The organism is Streptomyces sp. BBFR51, assembly GCF_044591655.1.
Classification (GTDB): Bacteria; Actinomycetota; Actinomycetes; order Streptomycetales; family Streptomycetaceae; genus Streptomyces.
In genome coordinates this window covers 4,012,504-4,031,999 of record NZ_CP172448.1, presented here as the reverse complement: position 1 = coordinate 4,031,999, position 19,496 = coordinate 4,012,504, and the positions used below count along the sequence as shown (strand labels likewise).

Annotated in this window: 19 protein-coding genes; 7 read left to right on the top strand and 12 right to left on the bottom strand. The window is 70.0% G+C overall.

Annotation, left to right across the window (positions count from 1 at the left end; translation table 11 throughout):
* The first annotated feature begins 3 nt into the window (after positions 1–3).
* A complete protein-coding gene (locus ACGH7X_RS18310; protein WP_399886425.1) occupies positions 4–564 on the top strand; it encodes a GNAT family N-acetyltransferase in 561 nt (186 codons plus the stop codon).
* A 15-nt stretch (positions 565–579) separates the two neighbouring features.
* Here ACGH7X_RS18310 and ACGH7X_RS18305 read toward each other — a convergent pair whose 3' ends face one another.
* From ACGH7X_RS18305 to ACGH7X_RS18275, 7 genes are all read right to left on the bottom strand, one after another.
* The gene (locus tag ACGH7X_RS18305; protein WP_399886424.1) at positions 580–2,082 is read right to left on the bottom strand and encodes a type IV secretory system conjugative DNA transfer family protein; all 1,503 of its coding nucleotides are present in this window, start codon (positions 2,080–2,082) and stop codon (positions 580–582) included.
* A gap of 23 nt (positions 2,083–2,105) precedes the next feature.
* Positions 2,106–3,518, bottom strand: coding sequence for an ATP-binding protein (locus ACGH7X_RS18300; protein ID WP_399886423.1), 1,413 nt, complete (start codon positions 3,516–3,518; stop codon positions 2,106–2,108).
* A gap of 12 nt (positions 3,519–3,530) precedes the next feature.
* Positions 3,531–5,090: an SCO6880 family protein gene (locus tag ACGH7X_RS18295; protein WP_399886422.1), complete on the bottom strand. Its 1,560-nt coding sequence runs from the start codon at positions 5,088–5,090 to the stop codon at positions 3,531–3,533.
* Positions 5,087–6,430, bottom strand: a complete 1,344-nt coding sequence (locus ACGH7X_RS18290) for a hypothetical protein (RefSeq protein WP_399886420.1) — start codon at positions 6,428–6,430, stop codon at positions 5,087–5,089. The genes ACGH7X_RS18295 and ACGH7X_RS18290 overlap by 4 nt, the downstream gene beginning before the upstream one ends.
* Positions 6,420–7,235 carry a hypothetical protein gene (locus ACGH7X_RS18285; protein WP_399886419.1) on the bottom strand — a complete coding sequence of 272 codons (816 nt, stop codon included), beginning with the start codon at positions 7,233–7,235 and terminating at the stop codon, positions 6,420–6,422. The genes ACGH7X_RS18290 and ACGH7X_RS18285 overlap by 11 nt, the downstream gene beginning before the upstream one ends.
* Before the next feature lie 167 nt (positions 7,236–7,402).
* Positions 7,403–7,711, bottom strand: coding sequence for a hypothetical protein (locus tag ACGH7X_RS18280; protein WP_019526682.1), 309 nt, complete (start codon positions 7,709–7,711; stop codon positions 7,403–7,405).
* Between the two features lie 362 nt (positions 7,712–8,073).
* Positions 8,074–8,586, bottom strand: a complete 513-nt coding sequence (locus ACGH7X_RS18275) for a hypothetical protein (RefSeq protein ID WP_399886418.1) — start codon at positions 8,584–8,586, stop codon at positions 8,074–8,076.
* Between the two features lie 235 nt (positions 8,587–8,821).
* Here ACGH7X_RS18275 and ACGH7X_RS18270 point away from each other — a divergent pair, with 235 nt between their 5' ends.
* Positions 8,822–9,841, top strand: coding sequence for an NlpC/P60 family protein (locus ACGH7X_RS18270; RefSeq protein ID WP_399886417.1), 1,020 nt, complete (start codon positions 8,822–8,824; stop codon positions 9,839–9,841).
* A 206-nt stretch (positions 9,842–10,047) separates the two neighbouring features.
* Positions 10,048–10,761 (top strand): phosphatase PAP2 family protein, encoded by a 714-nt coding sequence (locus ACGH7X_RS18265; protein ID WP_399886416.1) that lies wholly within the window; start codon positions 10,048–10,050, stop codon positions 10,759–10,761.
* A 22-nt stretch (positions 10,762–10,783) separates the two neighbouring features.
* Here the strand turns inward: ACGH7X_RS18265 and ACGH7X_RS18260 are convergent, their stop codons facing one another.
* Complete coding sequence (locus ACGH7X_RS18260) at positions 10,784–12,382, bottom strand: FAD-binding oxidoreductase (protein ID WP_399886415.1); 1,599 nt, start codon at positions 12,380–12,382, stop codon at positions 10,784–10,786.
* Between the two features lie 590 nt (positions 12,383–12,972).
* On the opposite strand from ACGH7X_RS18260, the gene ACGH7X_RS18255 reads away from it, so the two are divergent.
* Together ACGH7X_RS18255 and ACGH7X_RS18250 are read left to right on the top strand one after the other, a co-directional pair.
* Positions 12,973–13,854: a hypothetical protein gene (locus ACGH7X_RS18255; protein ID WP_399897138.1), complete on the top strand. Its 882-nt coding sequence runs from the start codon at positions 12,973–12,975 to the stop codon at positions 13,852–13,854.
* A gap of 68 nt (positions 13,855–13,922) precedes the next feature.
* The gene (locus ACGH7X_RS18250; RefSeq protein ID WP_399886414.1) at positions 13,923–14,102 is read left to right on the top strand and encodes a hypothetical protein; all 180 of its coding nucleotides are present in this window, start codon (positions 13,923–13,925) and stop codon (positions 14,100–14,102) included.
* A gap of 45 nt (positions 14,103–14,147) precedes the next feature.
* On the opposite strand, the gene ACGH7X_RS18245 is transcribed toward ACGH7X_RS18250, so the two are convergent.
* Entirely contained in the window at positions 14,148–14,525 is a 378-nt protein-coding gene (locus tag ACGH7X_RS18245) for a metal-sensitive transcriptional regulator (RefSeq protein ID WP_399886413.1), read from the bottom strand.
* Between the two features lie 263 nt (positions 14,526–14,788).
* Between ACGH7X_RS18245 and ACGH7X_RS18240 the strand changes: the two genes are divergently transcribed.
* On the top strand, positions 14,789–15,409 hold the full coding sequence (locus ACGH7X_RS18240; protein ID WP_399886411.1) for a DUF47 domain-containing protein: 621 nt from the start codon (positions 14,789–14,791) through the stop codon (positions 15,407–15,409).
* A 7-nt stretch (positions 15,410–15,416) separates the two neighbouring features.
* Positions 15,417–16,415, top strand: coding sequence for an anion permease (locus ACGH7X_RS18235; RefSeq protein ID WP_399886410.1), 999 nt, complete (start codon positions 15,417–15,419; stop codon positions 16,413–16,415).
* 154 nt (positions 16,416–16,569) lie between these two features.
* Here ACGH7X_RS18235 and pstB read toward each other — a convergent pair whose 3' ends face one another.
* Genes pstB through pstC form a run of 3 tightly spaced genes read right to left on the bottom strand, consistent with a single transcriptional unit; the run spans position 16,570 to position 19,465 of the window.
* Complete coding sequence (pstB, locus tag ACGH7X_RS18230; protein ID WP_217166647.1) at positions 16,570–17,346, bottom strand: phosphate ABC transporter ATP-binding protein PstB; 777 nt, start codon at positions 17,344–17,346, stop codon at positions 16,570–16,572.
* Positions 17,347–17,399: 53 nt separating this feature from the next.
* Complete coding sequence (gene pstA / locus ACGH7X_RS18225; protein WP_399886409.1) at positions 17,400–18,458, bottom strand: phosphate ABC transporter permease PstA; 1,059 nt, start codon at positions 18,456–18,458, stop codon at positions 17,400–17,402.
* A complete protein-coding gene (gene pstC, locus ACGH7X_RS18220) occupies positions 18,455–19,465 on the bottom strand; it encodes a phosphate ABC transporter permease subunit PstC (protein ID WP_399886408.1) in 1,011 nt (336 codons plus the stop codon). Before pstC ends, pstA begins: the two co-directional genes overlap by 4 nt.
* Positions 19,466–19,496 lie beyond the last annotated feature (31 nt).

Below are 19,496 nucleotides of genomic sequence, written 5' to 3'. Positions count from 1 at the left end.
GCCATGAGTGCCTCGGTCCCCGGTGACTACGTGATCCGCTCCATACGCGCCGACGAGTGGCCCGCCGTGAAGGAGCTGCGGCTGCGCGCGCTGCGGGACCCGGTCGCGGATCTCGCGTACCTGGAGACGTACGAGGACGCGGCGGCGCGGCCGGACTCCTTCTGGCAGGAGCGGGCGGCCGGGGGCGCCGAGGGGGCCTCAGGGGCGCATCAGATCGTCGCCGAGGGGCCCGGCGGGCTGTGGCTCGGCACGTTGACCGTGCTGGTGGAGGAGGCCGGGACGACGGACTGGGCCGGGTTTCCGGTGGAGCGGCGGCAGGGGCACGTCGTCGGTGTGTTCGTACGGTCCGAGTGGCGGGGCAGCGGGCTGACCAAGGCGCTGTTCGACGCCGGTCTCGAGTGGGCATGGGCGAACGGGGTGGAGCGGATGCGGCTCATCGTGCATCCGGACAACGTGCGGGCGCAGGGGGCCTACCGCAAGGCGGGGTTCGCGCCGAGCGGGCGGACGGTGCCGTTGGTGGGCGGGCCCGGGGACTACGAGTTGGAGTACGTGCTCGAGCGCTGAAGCGGTCTTCGCGCTCTAGACCGGCAGTTCGTCGTGGGGCCAGCGGGCCCGGCCCTGTTCGCGGGAGCGGAGCAGGGCCAGGGTCGGCATGCCCACGTCCGTCCCGGTGGCCAGCAGCTCCGGGAGTTGAGGGAGCGGGGCCACGGCCGCGACATCGTCCAGGACGAGGGTCATTGGTGGGTCGAGGCGACCGGAGGATGACCGTTCGGCCATGCGCCGGCCGCGCTCGACCACGCTGGAGACGAGCGCCGTGAGCAGCGGCATCGCGCCCGGGCTCGTGCGGGGATCCTCAATGGATTCACCCACCACGTAAAGGGTTCCCTGTTCGTGCACGAAGGAATCCAAGGCGAGGGCATCAGTTCGGTTGGGAGTGCACGCCTCGCGGATATTGACCGTGGAGAGGGCGGCGAGGGCTCTCGCGGTCAGCTGCTGGGCCATGTCCCGGCGTTCGGGGTGGGCGGTGAGGGACCCTTCGAGTTCGCCCGCGGACCCTGGGGCGGCCTTGGGGTGGGTACGCAGGATCCGGACGGCGTCCTGGATCTGGAGGCCCTGGGACCAGCGGTGGACGTGGCGGATGGTGCGGCCGTCGATGGCGGCGGCGTGCAGGTAACTGCGCAGCAGCAGCTCGGCGGTGTCGCCGAGCGCCTGGTCGAGCCGGGCGGTGGGGCGGACCGGGGCGAGGAGGGCGGCCGCCCTGTTCGTGGCCGTCTGCCTGTCCTCGCAGCCCGCGGTGGGGGACCAGTGGAAGCGGGCGGGGGTGTCGCAGAGGTGGTTCGGGTCGTAGAGGTGGGCGGGGCCGAGTTTCGCGCGGGCGTCCTTGGTGTCCGACCAGAGGGCCGGGTTGGAGGTGATGACGAGGGCGGCGCCCTCCGCGTCCCGCAGGGCCTCGGCTGCGGTGGAGTGGCGGCTCTCCCTGGGGGCGTAGTGCACGGCGCCTTCGGCGCGGTTGGCTTCCCAACCGCTCACCCGCTTGCCGTTGGCCGCAGAGGCTGAGGGCTCGGTTTCCGGAGCCGGGTTCTGTTGCGGCGCCCTGGGGACGGGTACCTCGTGCACCGGTGCCTCCGGGGCCGGTGCCTCCGGGGCCGGTGTCTCCCGCGCCGCCGGTGCCGGTGCCGGTGCGGGTGCCGGCGTCGGTGTCGGCTCCGTGTGCCGTCGCTGCCGTACCGCCCGCCACCGGGCCACCGTGCCCATCACGAACACGGTGAGGACGACCAGCACCATCAGCTGGCCGATGAACAGCCCCCAGAACAGCCCGTACCCGGAGAGTGCCGTCTGCGGGGTGTCCGGCCAGGCGCCGGGGATGTCGTGGGGCTCGGCGATCAGGTGGCGCATGGCCAGCGGGGTGCCGGTGAAGCTGACGCCGGCGGGCCAGGAGCCGTGGGCGAACAGGGCGGACAGGCCGGTCGCCGTCCACACCAGCAGGGTCATGCCGAGGATGAAGGCCAGCAGGCCGACCAGCAGGCCGTCGGGGATGCCGCCCTGGGCCGGCCGCTGGTCGCGGCGGTCGTCCGGTCTCATGCGTCCGGTGCCTCTCCGTCGTCCTACGCCACCGTCGATTCGGAGGAGTCGCCGATGTGCTGTTCCATGAAGGCCGCCGCCCGTTCCTCCGCCTCCAGTTCGGCGGCGCGCAGGGCGTCGTCGTTGAAGTCGGCGGACGACTCGGTCATCGCGCGGTCGGTGAAGACCAGTGGGCGTTCCGTCTCGGTGATCAGGTGTTTGACCACCTGCACGTTGCCGTTGACGTCCCACACCGCGATGCCCGGGGTCAGTGAGGGGATGATCTCCACCGCCCAGCGTGGCAGGCCCAGTACGCGTCCCGTGGCCCGTGCCTCGTCGGCCTTCTGGGCGTAGATGGTGCGGGTGGAGGCCATTTTGAGGATGGCCGCGGCCTCTCTGGCGGCCGCGCCGTCGACGACGTCCGACAGGTGGTGCACCACCGCCACGAACGACAGGCCCAGCCGGCGCCCGAACTTCAGCAGCCGCTGGAACAGCTGCGCCACGAACGGGCTGTTGATGATGTGCCAGGCCTCCTCGACCAGGAAGATGCGCTTCTTCCGGTCGGGGCGGATCCAGGTGTGCTCCAGCCAGACCCCCACGATGGCCATGAGGATCGGCATCGCGATGGAGTTGCGGTCGATGTGGGAGAGGTCGAAGACGATGAGAGGGGCGTCGAGGTCGATGCCGACCGTCGTCGGGCCGTCGAACATGCCGCGCAGGTCACCGTCGACGAGCCGGTCCAGGACCAGCGCCACGTCCAGGCCCCAGGCCCGTACGTCGTCTATGGCGACGTTCATCGCCTCGGCCGACTCCGGCTCGGGGTGGCGGAGTCGCTCGACGATGTCGGTGAGGACGGGCTGGCGCTCGACGATGGTCTCGTTGACGTAGGCGTGCGCGACCTTGAGGGCGAAGCCGGAGCGCTCGTCCAGGCCGTGCCCCATGGCGACCTCGATGATCGTCCTCAGGAGCGCCAGCTGTCCGGTCGTCGTGATCGCCGGGTCCAGGGGGTTGAGCCGGATGCCGTGGTCCAGGGCGGCCATCGGGTCGAGCCGGATGGGAGTTATGCCCAGCTCCTCGGCGATGAGGTTCCACTCGCCGACACCGTCCTCGCCCTGGGCGTCCAGGACGACGACCTGGCGGTCGCGGAAGCGGAGCTGACGCAGGACGTACGTCTTCTCCAGGGCCGACTTGCCGTTGCCCGACTCGCCGAGCACCAGCCAGTGTGGGGCGGGGAGCTGCTGTCCGTACAGCTGGAAGGGGTCGTAGATGTAGCCCTTGCCGGAGTAGACCTCGCGGCCGATGATGACGCCGGAGTCGCCGAGGCCGGGCGCGGCCGTCGGCAGGTAGACGGCCTGGGCCTGGCCGGTGGACGTGCGGACGGGGAGGCGGGTCGTCTCCACCTTCCCGAAGAGGAAGGACGTGAAGGCGTCGGTGAGGACGGACAGCGGGTCCCGCATCAGGCTCAGCCCCTACCTTCGGATGCCGGTGGCGAACGGAAGAGTGTTCACGAAGGCGCGATGGTGCTCACGGTCGCACCACTCCAGTTTCAGGTACGACTTTCCGGCCGACGCCCTTATCGTCCGCTTGTCGCGGGCCAGGGCCTCGGGGGAGCGGGAGGACACGGTGATGTAGCCGACCAGGTTGACGCCGGCCGCGCCGCTGGCGAGGTCCTCGCCGCGCTGGTCGAGGCGGCCGTGGGCGGCGATGTCGCGCGGGTCCACGGTCCGGTTCATCTTGGCGGCGCGGGAGGCCTCGGCGTCGTCGTTCGTCTTCTCGGTCAGCATGCGCTCGATGGCGACCTCGGTGGGTTCGAGGTCCATCGTGACGGCGACGGTGCGGATGACGTCGGGGGTGTGGACGAGGAGCGGCGCGAGGAAGTTCACGCCGACCGGGGTCATCGGCCACTCCTTGACCCAGGCGGTGGCGTGGCACCAGGGCGCGCGGGTGGAGGACTCGCGGGTCTTGGCCTGGAGGTAGGTGGGCTCCATGGCGTCCAGCTCGGCAGGCCAGGCGTTGCGCTTGGTCATCGCCTGGATGTGGTCGATGGGGTGGTCCGGGTCGTACATGGCGTGGATGAGGGAGGCGAGCCGGCCCTGGCCCAGCGGCTGGCGTACGCGGATGTCGGCCTCCTGGAGGCGCGAGCAGATGTCGGTCAGCTCGCGCGCCATCACGACCGCGAGACCGGCGTCCCGGTCCAGCTTGCGTCCGCTCTGCGGCCGGGCGGCGCGGGCCATGGCGTGTGCTTCGGCGGCCAGTTCGCGGTTGTAGTGCATGCAGGCGATGAGATACGCGCGGTGCTGCTCGCTGCTGGTGGACACCATCGACTGGAGCTGGTCGTACGACTGCTGGAGCCACGGCGGGGCCTTGTCGTCGCCGCGCTGGGTGACGTCCTTGGCGTGCGCGTCGGGGTCGGCCGGCAGGGTACGGGCGAGCATCTGGATGCGGGTGACGAAGCCGTCGCCGTTGGCCACGTGCTTGAGCAGGGTGCCGAAGCGGTCGACGAGGGCTTCCTGGTCCTCGGAGTCGCGCAGGCCGACGCCGGGCCCCTCGATCTCGATCGCGGCCGTCACGGTCTTGCGGTCGGCGTGCAGCAGCACGGCGATCTCGTCCGGCCCGAACGGCGCCGCCAGCCAGGAGATGCGTCCGATGCCGGGCGGCGGACCGACCTCGATCTCCCGGCCGTCGAGCCTGGTGCCGGCCTCGGTGGCGCCGGAACGGTAGGTGGTGCCGTTGCGGAGCGTCCGCTTGTAGCTGCGGTTGATCTCGAACCACCGGTAGAACGTCCGGTGGTTGTACGGCACGTAGACCGCGGCCAGCGCGAGCATCGGGAAGCCGCAGAGCAGCACGATGCGCAGGGTCAGGACGGGGACGAGGAGCCCGCACATCATGCCGAGGAACGCGCCCGCGACGATCAGCGCGATCTCACCGCTCTCGCGGTTGCGGCCGACGATCGCGTTCGGCCGGGCGCGGCCGATCAGATACGTACGGCGGGGCGTGACCGCATGGGACACGTGGGACTCGGTCGTCAACGCCCGTCACCTCCTGTGCTCTTGGTGCCGCTGTTGCGGGTGTTGCGTGCGTGGGGCGTGTTCACCGGGCTGCCGGAGCGCGGTGCGGGTGCGGCGGAGGGGACATTTCCGCCGCCGTCCGAGGGCCGCGAACTGTGCGCGGCGACTCCGCCGGAGGCGGGGTTCGAGGGGCGGGCCGCGGCGGAGGACGAGGACTGTCCGCCACCTCCTCCGTCGCCGTTGCCGCGGGTGCTGTGGGTTCTGATGCCCTGCGCGACCAGGTTCGCCGGGGAGCTCATCACGGCGGCGGCCTTGCCCTCGGCGCCCTGCATGATGCGGTTGTTGCGGCCGTTCGCGATCTCGTCGCCGAAGCCGGGGACGAAGCGGTAGATCATCGCCGAGGCGAAGATCGCGAGCAGGATGATGGCGAGGCCGGAGACGATCGCGGCGACGGAGTCGGGCCCCTCCTCCGTGGTCAGCGCGCCCGCGAGGCCCAGGACGATGACGATCACGGGCTTGACCATGATCACGGCGATCATGATGCCCGCCCAGCGGCGGACGTGCCCCCACAGGTTCTTGTCGACGAGGCCGGCGTAGACGACGACACCGAGCAGGGCGCCGACGTAGAGCAGGACGGCCCGCAGATACAGCTCCAGGTAGAGGACTCCGGCGGCGACGATCGACACGAACGACACCAGGATCAGCATGATCGGCCCGCCGCCGATGTCGTCACCCTGCTCCAGCGCCTGGGAGAACGTGCCGAAGAACGTGTCCGTCTGGTCCCCGGTGCCCTTGGCCAGGACGTCGGTCACCGCGTCGGTGGCGGACACGACCGTGTAGAGGATCAGCGGGGTGAAGGCCGACGCCAGCACGGTGAGCCACAGGAACCCGACCGCTTCGGAGAGCGCGGTGGTGAGGGGCACGCCCCGGACGGCGCGCTTGGCGACCGCCAGCAGCCAGAGGATCAGGGTGAGGATCGTCGACGCCGCGAACACGACGGCGTACTGCTTGAGGAACGTGCCGTTCGTGAAGTCGACGTCCGCGGTGTTCTTCACGGCGTCACTGAGCGTGTCGACGGTCCACGCGGCGGCGTCCGCACAGCCCTTGGCGAGGGAGGAGAGGGGGTCGAGGGAGGAGGGGAGGGTGTCGGGCGTTCCCCCACCACCACCTCCGCCGGAGCCGCCGCCTTCGCCTCGTTCGCAGTAGTCCTTGGCGGGGCCGCGGATGAGATCGCAGGGATCCTCGGTGTCCGTAGGAGCCGGTGTGGGTGCGGCGAACGCGCGGGTGGCCAGCAGCACCGTCGACGCCTGTAGTGCTGCGACAGCTGCCGCGACCTTGAGGACGCGGTGGTTAGCGCGCATACGTGAACCCTCCGTACTCCTCGACGGCCTTCGTCATGTCGTCGGCCGTGGAAGCCCGCTGATCGCGCCCGACCGGCACCGGTCCGTCCTTCTGCTGGAAGTCGGTGACCTTCCAGTCGTCATTGGTCCACGTCAGCTGATACGTGGTGGTGTACCAACTCTCGGTCACTGGGTTGGTCGAGTCGCCACCGGAGAGTCCGAAGAGCGAGGTGTACCAAACCTCGACAGTGGCCTTGTCGGCGGTGGACGCCGTGGCTTTGGTGCCCACTGGGATCACCCGCGAGACAAAGGTCTGACCGCTCGGTGCTTTGCCGTTCTTGTCCAGGCCGATGTTCGCCAGGAACTTCTGGCTCGAGTACGCGCCGTCCAGATCCGCCTGCCGGGCAGCGGCGACATCGGGCGCGTAGACGGTGTCTACGATCGCGTGCCGTCTGGCCTCGTCGAACATGCCGTCAGAACCCAGAGCCACCGCGTAGTTCGCAGCCGCGCTCTGCGCACCCTGCTCGTCGTGGGCGAAGCCCGCCTGGACCGGCTTGGTTCCGGAGGGGGCCGTTGCCGAGGTCTTCGGCTTGTCCGCGGCGGCGTCGTCGGAGGATGCGGAATCGCCTCCTCCACGGTTCGCGAAGGCGATCGCGGCGATGAGCAGGACGACGACGCCGACCACCGTGACCAGGCTCCGCGAGGACGAGCGGCCGCCGCGCCGTGGGCCGCCGTACCCCTCGCCGTCACCGTCCGGCAGCCGGGTCCGTGTCTGACCCGTGCCGCCGTAACCGCCGGAGGACTGGTGGTCGTCTCCGAGACTCATGCCGCGTACGCCCCCTCGACGTCGTGCCGGTCGTAGAAGTACGACGGTAGCCGTGCTGGTTCCCGCGCGGGCGCGGTGTTATGACTCGACATCAGGGAAACGCAACCTCAGCCGGTTGGCACGACGGGCGGGTGGGATGGAGGGGGAGGAACGGATCTGGTGCCGGGCTACACGGCCATCCCGTACACGATGGTGAAGAGCGTGCCGAGCGAGCCGATGATGAACACGCCCGTCAGGCCCGCGATGATGAGGCCTTTGCCCTGCTCCGCGCTGAAGGTGTCGCGGAGCGCGGTGGCACCGATGCGCTGCTTGGCGGCGCCCCAGATGGCGATGCCGAGGCAGAGCAGAATGGCGACGGCCATCACCACCTCGATCATCACCTTGGCCTCGTTGCCCAGGCTGCCGAAGGGGCCCCAGTCCGGAGCGATCCCCCCGATGATGGTGTTGATGTCTCCCTCGTCGGCCGCAAAGAGCATGTAAGTCACCGCCCCTGTTGGGTAGTTCCAGCGCCCTCTGCGGACGTGCAGAGGTCAGGCCTCATTGTCGCCGACAACGGCGCGGTCGCATGTCGACTTGGCGTCATTGATTGGCGGGTTTCGTACGAATAGCTTGCCACCGGTCCGCGCCGGGCCCCGGCAGGGTGGTGCGGACCGGTATGGAAAGAGTCGTATGGTCACTCTGTGTATCACGTGGGGTTACGCCGGGCAATGAGGCTGGAGCGCAACCTGTCGAGTGGTTGCGTCGTTGAGCCCTTCTGCGCAGTGCACCGTCTGGTGAAGGCGGCAGGCCTTCCCGGCCGGGGCTTCGAGGCGGTGGTCCAGGATGCCTGGACGGGGGGTCAGGGCAGCTGGCGGACGAAGGCGATGACGAACAGCGTTCCGGCCAGTGCGCATATCAGGGCCGCCGGCAGTGCCCAGCGGACTCTGCGCTCTCCGCGCAGGGGTGCGGTCGTCCGCCTCTGCAGGGCCGCGGTGCCGTACATCGCGGCCAAGGCCGCGCAACCGGCGGGAGTGGCGACGGCGAAGTGCGCGAGCCAGGCTCCGGCTCGGCTCGGACCGCCCCACGACGTGTCGTAGGGACCGTGATCCACGAAGCCGTACAGCGCGCCCCGGGCCACGGCCAGGACGAACAGGGCGGCCAGGACGAGCGACAGCGCACCCAGCAGCACGGTCAGAACGGCGTGCCCCATCACCCGGGCCCCGCCCGGCCGCAGCGGCTCCTGCCGACCTTCCCCGGGGCTCGCGTCGGCCCGCAGGAGGGTGCGGCCGGCGTCCCCGCGCCCCGCAGCGGCCGCGCCGAACGCCAGGGCCCCGCGCGGCAGCAAGGTGACCGCTTCGTACAGGCGACCCACGAAGCCCCGGATCACGGACGGCCGAGGGGGCCGAGAGGCGGCCGCGCCGGGTGAGGGAGGGGGCATCCGTGAAGTGCTCATGAGTCACGACGCTAAGTGATGATCACCCCTCTTCTCGACATACCTGAGAGCCAACTCGGCTGTCATACCTGGGTAGGGGGTGCCCTTGGCAATCAGGTACACCTGGCTCGGCGAGGGGCGACATGGCCGGAAAGGGGCACTGAACGGCGGGCGCGTGGGGGATGGTTGGGGCATGCGCAAGATGTGGGTCGGGGCCGGGGTCGCCGGTGCCCTCGGGATGGGCTTCGTGATGCTGCTCGTCGTGGGCGTCTACCTCGTCGCCGGGAACCTGGCCGGCGGTGCGGGCGGCGGGGCCAAGAAGCTGGCCAAGGGGGCCGTGCCCGCGGCCTACCAGCCGCTCGTGCAGGAGTGGGGCAATCTCTGCCCCGCCATCAACCCCGCGCTGCTGGCCTCCCAGCTGTACCAGGAGAGCGGGTTCAACCCGAAGGCGCAGAGCGCGGCGGCGGCGCAGGGCATAGCGCAGTTCATTCCCGGGACGTGGGCCATCCACGGCGTCGACGGGGACGGGGACGGGGACCGGGACGTGTGGGACCCGAAGGACGCCATTCCGTCGGCGGCTTCGTACGACTGCTCCCTCGCGTCGTACGTGGAGAGCGTGCCCGGGAATCCGACCGAGAACATGCTGGCCGCTTACAACGCGGGTCCCGACGCGGTGATCAGGTACCAAGGTGTGCCGCCGTACAAGGAGACCCAGAACTACGTGAAGACCATCACGACGCTGGCGGAGAGCTTCGCCGCGCCGACCACCCGGGTCGATCCCTCCGAGCAGGCCGCCGGGGCCATCGCCTACGCGCAGAAGAAGCTCGGGACGCTGTATCTGTGGGGTGGGAACGGGACGGCCGATCAGGGTGGGCGGTTCGACTGTTCGGGGCTGACGAAGGCGGCGTACGAGAGTGGGGGGATCACGCTGCCCCGGGTGGCGAACGATCAGTACAACGCGGGGGCGCATCCCGGACGTGATGAACTGCTCCCCGGTGACCTGGTGTTCTTCTCGGACGACCTCACCAACTCCCGGGCGATCCGGCATGTCGGCATTTACGTCGGTGGCGGGTACATGATCGACGCGCCGCGGCCGGGTGCTGTGATCCGGTTCGACCCGATCGACACCCCCGACTACTTCGGGGCGACCCGGGTGACCGAGGATGGCGCGAAAGCGTTGCCCACCACGGTGTGAATGGGAGGGTTTGAACTCAGCGTGAAACCCTGGCCTGAGCTGCGACGACGTGTCTCTCTTCGATAACGTCTGCGTGATCATTCAGTGGAGTGTGGAACGTATCAACGGGGGCCGTGCGTTCCTGTTGGCGTACAGGTGACCACGGGGGTGGCGCAAGAGGCGTGCGATCGGTGCGCCGGAGGACATGACGAAGGGGCCGCAGCACCATGGCTGGACTCGCAGAATCCGGGTCGAACCCCGACGTCGAGCTGCTCTACGACATCAACGGCCTGGCCAAGGACGCCCCGCACTGGTTCGACCGGGTCATGGAGTTCGTGGGTGAGTACGGACTCCTGTTCGCCATCGTGCTGCTGGTGCTCTGGTGCTGGTGGGGTGTGCGGCGGCGAGGTGACGAGGACGCCGCCTCGAACGTGGCGGCGCTGGTGTGGGCGCCCCTCGCGGCCGGCGTCGCGGTACTGGTCAACGTGCCGATACGGGGTTTCGTGGAGCGGCCCCGGCCTTTCAAGTCCCACGAGGGGCTCGAAGTGCTCGTCGAGGGGAAGAACGACTTCTCCTTCGTGAGTGACCACGCCACGCTCTGCATGGCCCTGGCCGTCGGCCTGTTCGTCGCCAACCGAAAGTTCGGGATCGTCGCGATCGTGCTGGCGCTCTTCGGCGGTTTCGCCCGGGTCTACATGGGCGTGCACTACCCGACGGACGTCGTGGGCGGATTCGCCCTCGGTACGGCGGTCGCGCTGCTGCTGTCGCCGGTCGCCATGGCCCTGCTGACGCCGCTGACCCGGGCCATCGAGCGCTCGCCCCGGGTGGGGTGGCTGGTCAGCGCGCGAGGACGGGACGGTGCCGCCGGGCGCGGCGCCGTGATTCCGGGGGCGCGCAAGGAAGGCGCCGAGACGGCTGGCGAGCGGGATCTCGCCGCGTAGGCCTCGGCCGGGTTGCCAGGTTCTACAGCGCCTGTGGGTGGGTGAAGACGCGGTCCGGGTCGTACTGGTGCTTTAGTTTCACCAGACGCGGGGCCGCGTCTCCGTAGTAGGCCTTCCGCCAGTTCGTCAGGGTCGCGTCCGTGTAGTTCTGGTAGGCGGCGCCCGAGGCGTGCGGGCGCATCGCTCCGTGGGCGGAATCCAGCCACGACTGGGCCGCCGTTCCGCTCGAGCCCGGACGCCACGAGACGAGGTACTGGGCCAGCATCCGCGACCGCCGGTGCACGAACGCGGTGGCCGTCGGGGAGACGCGGTTCACCGCTCCGCCCAGCGCCGTGAACGCGATGCTGCCGGCGCCGCCGCGCACCGAGGTGAGCTGGGAGAGCAGCGCCCCGACGCCGGCCGACGGGATCGAGCGGTCGAAGAAGTCCGAGCGGGCCGCGTACGTCTCGCGGCCCAGCGAGCCCCGCGGCGAGTGCCCCGGGGTGCCGCCGGGGAGGTGGCAGCCGGCGTCGGTGGAGAACGACGAGCAGCCGGCGTACATCTCCATCGACTCCTCGTACGTACGGCGCTTGAGGGAGACGTTGCTCGCGGGCGAGCCGATGCGGTCGGCGAGACGGTCGACGGCGTTCTGGAGCTCGCCGTAGGTGCCCAGGGAGAACGCGGCGACCGAGACGGTGGGGGTACGGCCGGGGGCGGCCGCCAGGTGGAGCGAGGACCAGATCTCGTCGGGCTGGTCCGGACCCCACTCCTGCCAGGCGCGGACGACCGCGGCGGCCTTGCGCCAGGGCCAGGTCAGGTACGCCGACACGGCCCGGGGGGCGGGGTGGGTGCGGAAGCGGAACTCCGTGACGATCCCGAAGTTGGCGTTGCCCGCGCCGCGCAGGGCCCAGAAGAGGTCCTTGTGGTCGGTGGCGTTGGCGGTGAGTTCCTTGCCGTCCGCCGTGATCAGGGTGGCCTGGGTGAGGCTGTCGCAGGTCAGGCCGTACGCGCGCGAGACGACGCCGTGGCCGCCGCCGAGGGTGAGGCCGGAGACGCCGACGGTGGGGCAGGAGCCGGCCGGGACGGTCACGCCCTTCGCGGCGAGGGCGCGGTAGACGTCGATCAGCTTGGCGCCGGCGCCTACGACCGCCTCGCCGGCGCTTGCCCGGACGCGGTTGAGCTTGGAGACGTCGATGATCAGACGGCCGTCGCCGGAGGACCAGCCGGCGTAGGAGTGGCCGCCGTTGCGGATGGCCACGGGGATGTGGTGGGCGCGGGCGTAGGAGAGGGCGGTGCGGATGTCGTCGGGGTGGGCGGCGTAGGCGACGGCGGTGGGTTTGAGGGTGTCGAAGCGGGTGTTGTAGAGCTGGTGGGCCGTTTTCCAGGCGTGGTCGCCGGGACGGAGCAGGGGGCCGTCGAGGGACTTGGCCAGGGCGGTCCAGGTGGCGGGGGCGGGGGTTTTGCCGGGGGTGGTGCTGGTGCGCGTGCGAGTGCCGGTTGTTTGGCCCTTGGCGGTGTCGGTGGCGGTGTCGGGTGCTGGGCCCTTGCCGGTTTCGGTGGCTGTGTCTTTGCCCGTGCAGGCGGCTGTGGTTGCCGCTAGGGCGGCGGCTGTGGTGCCGCTGAGGAATGTGCGCCGGTGCATGTCGCCTCCGCGTCCCGTGGGGGGTCGTGGGAGGAGACGGGGTGTGGGGGTGAGGGGTTCCCGGGGGTGCTCCTTGTGGGTGCATCGGTGCATCGGTGCATCGGTGCGCGGAGTGGGGGCGGGCCGGGGGTGGGGACGCGAGCCGGCGCTGGCCGGGTGCCGCCTGCGCCCAGCCGTGCCGCCCCAGCGGCACGACTGCCCGCGGCTACACCGGGCCGGGGGGTGGGGACGCGGGCCGGCGCTGGCCGGGTGCCGCCTGCGCCCAGCCGTGCCGCCCCAGCGGCACGACTGCCCGCGGCTACACCGGGCCGGCGGTGGCGTTGGTTGGTTACGGCGTTGTGTGGGTTGCTGCGTCTGTGCGGGCCTGGCTTCTGGCTCTGCGGGCCGGGCCTCGCCAGCCGCAGGTGCAGCGGGCCAGGCAGAAGGGGCCTTGTTCGACCGTTGTCGTGAGGTGTTCCGGGCCGTCCCCGGAGGCTTCGAGTCCGTCCTGCTGCGCCACGCCCACAACGTTACCGGGGCAACCTGCCCCTCGTTAACCGGAACGGCAGGGGGTCCACAACGGGCGAGACGGCTTGGGATAGCAGGTGGCGATGGTCGGGCGGGAGCGGGAGCGGCGGGGTTGGAGGACGGGCGGCGGTCTTGGTCCTGCCCTCGCCGGCGGTGTGGTCTGCGTCTGTCTGGCCGGTGCCGGGTGCTCCGGGCAGGGCGCCGCCGTGCAGGGAGCGGACGCCGGCGATCCGGTCGCCGTGCTGCACCGGGCCGCCGACCGGCTGGTGGCCGCCGGGAGCGCCAAGGCGCGTACGGCGATGGAGATGGCCAGTGGCGGGACGCGGGTGACCATCCGGGGCGAGGGCGTGTACGACTTCGAGGGGCGGCTCGGGCGGCTGAAGGTGCGGCTGCCCCAGGACCCGGCGGGGACGAGCGAGCACCGGCCGATCACCGAACTGCTCGCGCCGGGGGCGTTGTTCATGAAGAACCGTGGGGCCGGTGTGCCGGAGGACAAGTGGGTGCGGGTGGAGACCGCCTCGCTGTCCGACGGGAACCTGGTGACCGGCGGGGCGACGGACCCGTTCGCCGCCGCCGAGGTGCTGCGCGGCACGCGGACGGCCACGTTCGTGGGGCGTACGGAGCTGGCCGGCACCGAGGTGCGGCACTACCGGGGGACCGCCGACCTCGCGCGGGCGGCGCGGGACGCCTCCGGCGGGAACAAGAAGGCGCTGGCCGCGGCGGCCGAGGGGTTCGCCACCGCCGAGGTGCCCTTCGACGCCTACCTCGACGACGAGGGCCGTATCCGCAAGGTCCGGCACCGCTTCAGCTTCTCCAACGGGCGTGACGAGGGCACCGTGGCCGTCGCCTCGACGACGCTGCTGTACGACTTCGGCGCCGCCGTCCGCGTACGGCTGCCCGAGGACGAGGACATCTACGCCGGCAAGATCGCGGCGGAGCCGGGTGAGGCGGACGACAAGAACTAGCCCTTCCGTGCCATGCGCGGTGTGTAGGCCGCTCCCTACTCTAGGAAGTCGGTGACGGCAGAGACGAGGTGACGCGTGTGGCTCCGGTCGGCGGTACGGCGGTTCAGGACCACGTGGCCCTCGCCGAGATCGAGCTGTGCGGCGAGCTGATCATCGCGGCGTCGGCCGCCCGGGAGCGGCTCAGCCTGGAGAGCATCGACCGGGTGCTGCGCGTGGCCGAGGAGCGTGGGGCCGGATCCGGCCAGTAGCGGCGCGGGGCCGATCCGGCGGTGGCGGGTGCGATCCGTAGGAGATCAGGTGCGCAGCAGGCGGCCGATGGCCTTCGTGGCCTCCTCGACCTTCGCGTCGATCTCGGTGCCGCCCTTGACGGCCGCGTCGGCGACGCAGTGGCGCAGGTGCTCCTCGAGCAGTTGCAGTGCGAAGGACTGAAGGGCCTTCGTGGAGGCGGAGACCTGGGTGAGTATGTCGATGCAGTAGACGTCCTCGTCGACCATGCGCTGAAGGCCGCGGATCTGGCCCTCGATGCGGCGCAGGCGCTTGAGGTGCTCGTCCTTCTGTTTGTGGTACCCGTGCACCCCGCGGTCGTGGTCGGTCACGATGTCCGTGCCGTCCGTCTCGACCTGGTCCACGGTGGGGGAGGGCGCACCTGCGCCGGCCTCGGTGGTCGTCATCGCGTCCTCCTGGTGTCGGGTGGGCGGGGATCCAAGGGATCCGAGGCGGGGATCCGGGGATTCGGCGGATAGCAGACATATACCCCTGGCGGGTATATGGTAACGAACTTTCGTGGGTATGGGGCCCTAGCCGGAGCCCGGACGTCGCCCCCCTGCTCATCACCGTGCCCGATGGGCGACACTGGAGGACGGCCCGTTAGCAGTGGCTGGATGATGCGCCTAGCATCAGCCTGACCGAAACCGATGCACCCCGAGGACCCCACGTGCGCTTTCGTCTGACCCCCAGGGAGACGAGCTTCTACGACATGTTCGCCGCCTCCGCGGACAACATCGTCACGGGCTCCAAGCTCCTGATGGAACTGCTCGGGGCGGACGCATCCGCCCGGGCCGAGATCGCAGAGCGTATGCGGGCCGCCGAACACGCGGGTGACGACGCCACGCACGCGATCTTCCACCAGCTGAACTCCTCGTTCATCACGCCCTTCGACCGCGAGGACATCTACAACCTCGCCTCGTCCCTCGACGACATCATGGACTTCATGGAGGAGGCCGTCGACCTGGTCGTCCTCTACAACGTCGAGGAGCTGCCCAAGGGCGTCGAGCAGCAGATCGAGGTGCTGTCACGGGCCGCCGAGCTGACCGCCGAGGCCATGCCGAACCTGCGCACCATGGACAACCTCACCGAGTACTGGATCGAGGTCAACCGGCTGGAGAACCAGGCCGACCAGGTGCACCGCAAGCTGCTCGCCCACCTCTTCAACGGCACGTACGAGGCCATCGAGGTGCTGAAGCTGAAGCAGATCGTGGACGTTCTGGAAGAGGCGGCCGACGCCTTCGAGCACGTGGCCAACACGGTGGAGACCATCGCGGTCAAGGAGTCCTGACCCTTTCATGGACACCTTCGCTCTGGTCGTGACCATCGCGGTCGCGCTCTTCTTCACCTACACCAACGGTTTCCACGACTCGGCGAACGCGATCGCGACGTCCGTGTCGACGCGTGCGCTGACGCCCCGGGCGGCGCTCGCGATGGCCGCCGTCATGAACCTCGCCGGTGCGTTCCTCGGTTCCGGGATCGCCAAGACCGTGAGTGAGGGGCTGATCGAGACCCCCGAGGGCTCGAAGGGGATGGGGATCCTCTTCGCGGCGCTCGTGGGCGCGATCGTCTGGAATCTCATCACCTGGTACTTCGGCCTGCCCTCCTCCTCGTCGCACGCCCTGTTCGGCGGCCTGGTCGGGGCGGCGCTGGCCGGCGGTTCGGCCGTGTACTGGCACGGGGTCGTCGACAAGGTCGTCATCCCCATGTTCGTGTCGCCGGTGATCGGTCTGGGCGTCGGTTACCTGGTGATGACCGCGATCCTGTGGATGTTCCGGCGGTCCAATCCGCACAAGGCGAAGCGCGGCTTCCGTATCGCGCAGACGGTGTCGGCGGCGGCCATGGCGCTGGGGCACGGTCTGCAGGACGCGCAGAAGACGATGGGCATCGTGGTGATGGCGCTGGTCATCGCCGATGTCGAGGACTACAGCGATCCCATTCCGGTGTGGGTGAAGCTCGCCTGTGCGCTGATGCTGTCGCTCGGGACGTACGCGGGTGGCTGGCGGATCATGCGGACGCTGGGACGGAAGATCATCGAGCTGGACCCGCCGCAGGGGTTCGCCGCGGAGACGACGGGGGCGGCGATCATGTTCGGGTCGGCGTTCGTGTTCCACGCGCCGATCTCGACGACGCACGTGATCACTTCGGCGATCATGGGTGTGGGTGCCACGAAGCGGGTGAACGCCGTGCGGTGGGGCGTCGCCAAGAACATCATCATGGGGTGGTTCATCACGATGCCGGCCGCCGCGGTGGTGGCCGCGGTGTCGTTCTGGCTCGTGAACCTGGCGTTCCTGTAGCAGCACTTCCCGCCCTGTACGGCGATGCTCTGTACGCGATGCCCTGTACGGCGATGCCCCGTACGGCGATGGGCCCGCCCCCGTTCTCGGGGGCGGGCCCTTGTGCTCCTCGCGGTGGCACCGCCATGCAGCACCGCGAGGGGATCGGATCGGCCTAGCCGAAGCGGCCCGAGATGTAGTCCTCGGTGGCCTGGACCGACGGGTTGGAGAAGATGCGCTCCGTCTCGTCGATCTCGATCAGCTTGCCGGGCTGGCCGACGGCCGCCAGGTTGAAGAACGCCGTACGGTCGGAGACGCGCGCCGCCTGCTGCATGTTGTGCGTCACGATGACGATCGTGAAGCGCTCCTTCAGCTCGCCGATCAGGTCCTCGATCGCGAGGGTGGAGATCGGGTCGAGGGCGGAGCAGGGCTCGTCCATGAGCAGGACGTTCGGCTCGACGGCGATCGCCCGCGCGATGCACAGGCGCTGCTGCTGGCCGCCGGAGAGGCCGGAGCCGGGCTTGTTCAGGCGGTCCTTGACCTCGTTCCAGAGGTTGGCGCCCCGCAGCGACTTCTCGACGACGTCGTCCAGCTGGGACTTCTTGTACTTGCCGTTCAGGCGCAGGCCCGCCGCCACGTTGTCGTAGACCGACATCGTCGGGAACGGGTTCGGGCGCTGGAAGACCATGCCGACCTCGCGGCGCACCGCCACCGGGTCGATGCCCGTGCCGTAGAGGTTCTCGTCGTCCAGCATGACCTTGCCGTCGACGCGGCCGCCCGGCGTGACCTCGTGCATGCGGTTGAGCGTGCGCAGGAAGGTGGACTTGCCGCAGCCGGAGGGGCCGATGAAGGCCGTCACGGAGCGGGGCTCGACGGTCATCGAGATGTCCTCGATGGCGAGGAAGGAGCTGTAGTAGGCGTTGAGGCCGCTGACATCTATGCGCTTGGCCATGGAAATCACTGCTTCTTTCGGTCCGAGTCGCTGACTGTTCTGCGTCGGTCGCGTCAGCGACCCGTCTTCGGTGCCTTCCAGCGGGCGATGCCGCGGGCCGCGAGGTTGAGGATCATGATGAACGCGATGAGCGTCAGGGCCGCCGCCCAGGCACGGTCGTAGGCCGCGTCGGAGCCCGCGCCGTACTGCAGGTAGATGTACATCGGCAGCGACTCCTGCGGGTCCTGGAACGGATTCGCGTTGATGAAGTCGGTGCCCCAGACCAGCAGCAGTACGGGGGCCGTCTCGCCGGTGATGCGGGCGACGGCCAGCATGACGCCGGTGACGATGCCGCCGAGCGAGGTCGGCAGGACCACCTTGAGGATCGTGCGCCACTTCGGCACGCCCAGGGCCAGGGACGCCTCGCGCAGCTCGTTCGGGACGAGCTTGAGCATCTCCTCGGTGGAGCGGACGACCACGGGGATCATCAGGATGCACAGGGCGAACGAGCCGGCGACGCCGGACGGCCCCATGTCCAGGATCAGGACCCACAGGCTGAGCACGAACAGGCCCGCGACGATCGACGGGATGCCCGTCATGACGTCCACGAAGAAGGTGACGGCCTTGGCGAGCCGGCCGCGCCCGTACTCGACGAGGTAGATCGCGGTGAGCACGCCGATTGGCACGGAGAACAGGGTGGCGAGGCCGACCTGCTCCAGGGTGCCGAGGATGGCGTGGTAGATGCCACCGCCGGGCTCGCTGTCGGCGACCACGCCCATCGAGTGGGTCAGGAAGTAGCCGTCGAGGACCTTCACGCCCTGCTTCACGGTCTCCCAGATCAGGGAGAGCAGCGGGATGAGGGCCAGCAGGAAGGCGACCCACACCATGCTGGTCGCCACCCGGTCCTTGGCCTGCCGCCCGCCCTCGACGCGCGCCGAGATGCCGTACGAGCCGCCGACGAAGAGGACCGCGGCGATCAGGGCCCACTGGATGCTGCTGTTCAGCCCGGCGGCGGCGCTGATGCCGAGGCCGAGGGCGACCGAGCCGGCCGCGACGGCCCAGGGGAACCACTTGGGCAGGGTGGCGGCGCGCAGGGAGCTGCGGCTCTTGGGGGTAAGGGTTGCGTGGCTCATGCGTTGGCCCCCGAGTACTCCTTGCGGCGGGCGATGATCAGCCGGGCCGCGCCGTTGACCAGCAGGGTGATGACGAACAGGACGAGACCGGAGGCGATCAGCGCGTCGCGGCCCATCGGGGTGGCCTCGTTGAACTTGCTGGCGATGTTCTGGGCGAAGGTGCCGCCGCCCGGGTCCAGCAGGCTGGGGGTGATGTCGAAGGTCGGGGAGAGCACCATGGCCACGGCCATCGTCTCGCCGAGCGCGCGCCCGAGGCCGAGCATCGAGGCGGAGATGACGCCGGAGCGGCCGAAGGGGATCACGGACATCCGGATGACCTCCCAGCGCGTGGCGCCGAGGGCCAGCGCGGCCTCCTCGTGCATGCGCGGGACCTGCCGGAAGACCTCACGGGAGACGTTGGTGATGATCGGCAGGATCATGATCGCGAGCAGGATGCCCACGGTGAACAGCGAGCGCCCCGCGCCGCCGTTCCACTCGAAGATCCCGGTCCAGCCGAGGTACTGGTCGAGCCAGCCGTAGAGACCGTCCAGGTGCGGCACGAGGACGAGGGCGCCCCACAGGCCGTAGACGATCGAGGGCACGGCGGCGAGCAGGTCGATCACGTAGCCGATCAGACCGCCCAGCTTGCGCGGCGCGTAGTGCGTGATGAACAGGGCGATGCCGACCGAGACCGGGACCGCGATGGCCATGGCGATGATCGACGACACGACGGTGCCGAAGGCCAGGACCGCGATGCCGAACTCCGGCGGTATGCCCGTCGGGTTCCATTCGAAGCTGGTGAAGAAGTTCGCCTCGTCCTCGCTGATGGCGAGGGAGGCGCGGTAGGTGAGGAAGGCCGCGATGGCGGCCATGATGACCAGCACGAGGATGCCGGACCCGCGGGAGAGCCCGACGAAGATCCGGTCGCCGGGCCGGGTGACGCCGCGGGTGGCGGGCTTGTCCCCGGTGGTGGGCGGCTGGGGCGTGGGGGAGGGTGTCTGCTTCTGGGTGTCCGTGGTGATGTCCATCGGGTTCTCCGGTCTGCGGAGCCGTCGTGGT